General features: G+C 61.0%; 4 protein-coding genes and 1 pseudogene. 3 read left to right on the forward strand and 2 right to left on the reverse strand.

Annotation, left to right across the window (positions count from 1 at the left end; genetic code table 11):
• The coding region (locus QZ766_RS06785) for an ATP-dependent DNA helicase (protein ID WP_297199226.1) at positions 1–1,761 on the reverse strand (1,761 nt) is incomplete at its 3' end.
• 128 nt (positions 1,762–1,889) lie between these two features.
• Here QZ766_RS06785 and QZ766_RS06790 point away from each other — a divergent pair.
• On the forward strand, positions 1,890–2,234 hold the full coding sequence (locus tag QZ766_RS06790) for a RidA family protein (protein WP_297199229.1): 345 nt from the start codon (positions 1,890–1,892) through the stop codon (positions 2,232–2,234).
• Positions 2,235–2,430: 196 nt separating this feature from the next.
• Here QZ766_RS06790 and QZ766_RS06795 read toward each other — a convergent pair whose 3' ends face one another.
• A complete protein-coding gene (locus QZ766_RS06795; protein WP_297199232.1) occupies positions 2,431–2,625 on the reverse strand; it encodes a YoaH family protein in 195 nt (64 codons plus the stop codon).
• 85 nt (positions 2,626–2,710) lie between these two features.
• Here QZ766_RS06795 and pabB point away from each other — a divergent pair, with 85 nt between their 5' ends.
• Positions 2,711–4,084 (forward strand): aminodeoxychorismate synthase component 1, encoded by a 1,374-nt coding sequence (gene pabB / locus QZ766_RS06800; protein WP_297199235.1) that lies wholly within the window; start codon positions 2,711–2,713, stop codon positions 4,082–4,084.
• 3 nt (positions 4,085–4,087) lie between these two features.
• A pseudogene (locus QZ766_RS06805) lies at positions 4,088–4,298 on the forward strand (CoA pyrophosphatase); the annotation flags it as partial.

Raw genomic sequence — 4,298 nt, forward strand, 5'->3', positions numbered from 1 at the left:
GTCGCGGATCAGACGGCCCACGCCCTGCTTAAGGGTGATCACCGCGTCCGGGAGCTGGACCTCGTCAAACGGATCGCCGCCGCGCAGCCGACAGTCTTCCATACGCGCCTTCAGGAGCGGATCTTCCGGCGAGGTAAAGGGAAGTTTGTCGATAATCACCAGCGACAGCGCGTCGCCGCGCACGTCCACCCCTTCCCAGAAGCTGCTGGTTGCCACCAGCAGGGCGTTGCCCGCGCTGACAAACTGCGCCAGCAGCTGGCCTTTGCTGGTTTCCCCCTGCAGCAGCACCGGCAGATCCAGCATGGCGCGAAACTGCTCCACCAGATCGCGCATCATGGCGTGGGAGGTGCAGAGCATGAAGCAGCGGCCGTTGTTGGCCTCGATCATTGGCCGCAGCATCGTTGCCAGCTGGCGCGCGCCGCCGGGCTGGTTCGGCGACGGCAGATTACGCGGTACGCAGAGCAGCGCCTGCTTTTCATAATTAAAGGGGCTGGCGAGCAGCAGCGCGTGGGCGGACTCAATGCCGAGCCGGGCGGTGAAGTGGTGCAGATCGTCATTAACCGACAGCGTGGCGGAAGTAAAAATCCAGCTCCCCTTCTTCTGCGCCATCACCTCCTGAAACTTATCGGCCACCGTAAGCGGGGTCAGGGCCAGCGTAAAGTGGCGGGAGTTGCACTCGTACCAGTAGCTGTAGCCGGGCTGGTTGATCTCTTTTAGCCGCTTAAGGCGCGTGCGGTACAGGGTCGCCCGCTCAAACGCGGCGTCCAGCAGCGCCGAGCGGCCGAGCGACAGTTTCGCCACGTCGTAACACAGCTCCAGCGCGTCATCGAGCAGCAGCAGCGCCCGCTGGATGCCGCTGTCCGCCAGCACTTCGCGCAGGTTGCCGCGATAGCCCGGTTCGCCAAGCTGCAGGCGAAAATCCTGGGTGGCCTGGGCCAGCCGGTCGGCGCACTTTTGCAGCTGTTGAGTGTCTTTGAGTTCGGTGCGATAGGCGATGATGATGTCTTTGGCCATGTCCAGCAGTTGGCGGCTGGAGAGCGACTGGCCAAAATACTGGCTGGCGATATCCGGGAGCTGGTGGGCTTCATCAAAAATCATTACCTCGGCCTCGGGAATAAGCTCCGCAAAGCCGCTCTCTTTGACGACCATATCGGCGAGGAACAGGTGGTGGTTTACCACCACCACGTCAGCATCCATCGCCTTTTTACGGGCTTTCACCACAAAGCAGTCTTTATATAAAGGACAGTCGCTGCCGAGGCAGTTGTCGTTGGTGCTGGTGACCAGCGGCCAGGCCTGAGAGTCCTCCGGGACGCTCGCGCAAGTGCTGATATCGCCGTCGACGGTTTGATTTGACCAGCTGCGCAGCAGGATCACGTCGCTAAGGGTATTCACCGGCAGATCGCCGCCGGCCAGCGCCTGCTGCTCAAGACGTTCGAGGCAAAGGTAGTTGGAGCGCCCTTTCAGCAGCGCGGTCCTGCCTTTATAGTCCAGCGCTTTCGCCACCGTGGGAAGGTCGCGGGTATAGAGCTGATCCTGCAGCGCCTTCGAGCCGGTGGAGATAATGACTTTCTTGTTGGCCCGCAGCGCCGGGGCCAGATAGGCGTAGGTTTTACCGGTGCCGGTACCGGCTTCCACCACCAGCGGGCGGGTTTCTTCAATGGCCTGCATTACCGCCTGCGCCATCTCGCGCTGCGCCTCGCGCGGCTTAAAACCGGCAATGGCTTTGGCTAACTGGCCTTCTGTTGCAAAATCGTCCGTCACGCTACCCCCTGGATATCTGGACAGTAATTATGTCAGCGACGCTCACGTTGTACCAGCCAAAGTCGTGACGCCTGGCAGGGTTTATGGCACTCTTGCGCCTTTCGAATGGAACACTGAGAGGTAAAAAGATGAGCATTACGCGTATTGACGTCGGGGCCCGCATGTCCGAAGTGGTGATTTATAACCAGACCATTTATTACACCGCCGTACCGGCCAATCTGGACGCCGATGCGTTCGAGCAGACTGCTAACACGCTGGCGCAGATTGACGCCGAGCTGGAAAAACAGGGCAGCAACAAAACACGCATTCTGGATGCCACTATTTTCCTGACGGATAAAGCCGATTTTCCGGCAATGAATAAGGCCTGGGATGCCTGGGTCGCCGCCGGACACGCGCCGGTGCGCTGCACCGTGCAGGCCGGATTGATGAATCCGAAATATAAAGTTGAAATTAAGATTATTGCGGCCGCGTAGGCTGTTGGACCCGGAGAGGGGCTCCCCCTCTCTTGCTTTTTGTGCGTTCGTCACCGCCCCGGATGCCAATCCACAGGCGTCACCACCTCTGCTATTGGTCGCGCCAATGAATAGAGAGCATTACTGAAATCACGGCCTGCGGGCAACAAGATGTAAAATGCAGAACCGCAATGAGTTCGGACTAAGCGCAGCCGCGCTATTCGTTATCGCTGTCGTCCTCGTCGTCTTCAAAGCGCGCTACGATCCGCTCGCCGGTGTGGTTTTCGCGGATCTCCCGCGCCACCAGCGTAATCGCTTCGCCGCTGCTCATCCCCTGAGACATCAGTTCATGGATGCGCTCAACCGCCTGCTGCTGCTGTTCATGGCTTAGTGAAGGTAAACCTGCAAACATCGTGAACTCCTGCTACATTGTGGGCGCTTATTATCCCATGCCGCCTGCGGGTTAGCCAGCGGTGGCGTAACCCGGAACGAGATCAATGCTGTCCCCTGCTGTAATTACGCTGCCCTGGCGTACCGATGCCGCTGAACACTATTTTGCGCCGCTGGCCCATTTACCCTGGGCAATGCTGCTGCACTCCGGCTTTGCCGACCATCCCCACAGCCGCTTCGACATCGTGGTTGCCGATCCGCAAGCCACGCTGGTGACCCGTGGCGAGAGTACCGACATTGCCACCGCCGATCGTGTGATAACCTCGGCTGAGGATCCGCTGGCGCTGCTCCAGCAGCAGCTGGAAGGGCAGCAGTTGCAGTTGCAGCTGCAGCTGCAGCTGCAGAGCCTCAGCGAACTGCCGTTCCAGGGCGGCGCGCTGGGTCTTTTTGGTTACGATTTAGGGCGGCGCTTTGAAAGGCTGCCCGAAAAAGCGCAGGCCGACATTGATGTCCCCGATATGGCCATCGGCATTTACCGCTGGGCGCTGATTGTCGATCATCAACTGCAGCGGGTGACCCTGCTGAGCCATGACGATCCGCAGCAGCGCCTGGCGTGGCTCACCGCCCAGGCGCGCCCTGCGGATAAGGCCTTTCGCCTGACGTCACCCTGGCACTCGAACATGACCCGCGAGGATTACGGCCAGCGCTTTCGCAAGGTGCAGGACTACATTCAGAGCGGCGACTGCTATCAGGTCAATCTTGCCCAGCGTTTTCAGGCAGGCTATGAGGGCAGCGAGTGGCAGGCCTTCAGGCAGCTCAACCAGACCAGCCGCGCGCCGTTCAGCGCCTTTGTACGCCTGCCCGACAGCGCGGTGCTGAGCCTGTCGCCGGAGCGATTTATCCGCCTGGAAGCGGATCAGATCCAGACACGCCCCATTAAAGGCACGCTGCCGCGGCTTGCCGATCCTGCCGAAGATGCGCGCCAGGCGCGCAAGCTGCAGGCATCTGCCAAAGACCGGGCTGAAAATCTGATGATCGTCGATTTGATGCGTAACGACATTGGGCGAGTTGCAGTGCCCGGCAGTGTTCAGGTGCCCGAACTGTTTGTCGTTGAGCCCTTTCCCGCCGTTCACCATCTGGTCAGCACCATTACCGCCCGCCTGCCCGCCGCCCTGCACGCCGCCGACCTGCTGCGCGCCGCGTTTCCCGGCGGTTCCATTACCGGCGCGCCGAAAATCCGGGCGATGGAGATTATCGACGAGCTGGAGCCCCAGCGCCGGAATGCCTGGTGCGGCAGCATCGGCTATCTCAGCTTCTGCGGCGCAATGGACACCAGCATCACTATCCGCACCCTGACCGCCTCCGGCGGCCAGCTGTATTGCTCCGCAGGCGGCGGGATCGTGGCCGACAGCGAGGAGCAGGCGGAGTATCAGGAAACCTTTGATAAAGTAAACCGTATCTTGCAGCAGCTGGAGTCCTGACTTATGCCGCATCCCTCTCTTACCCTCGACGAGTTTATCTCCCGCTTTCAGATGCTCAGCCCGCAGCCCGCGCCGGAGGTCAGAAACCAGCGCCAGGCAGCGGTGCTGCTGCCCATCGTGCGCCGGCCCGAGCCGGGCCTGCTGCTCACCCGGCGCTCTTCGCAGCTGCGCAAGCACGCGGGCCAGGTGGCCTTTCCCGGCGGCGCGGTGGACA

Source organism: uncultured Pluralibacter sp. (genome assembly GCF_913775985.1).
Lineage (GTDB): Bacteria > Pseudomonadota > Gammaproteobacteria > Enterobacterales > Enterobacteriaceae > Pluralibacter.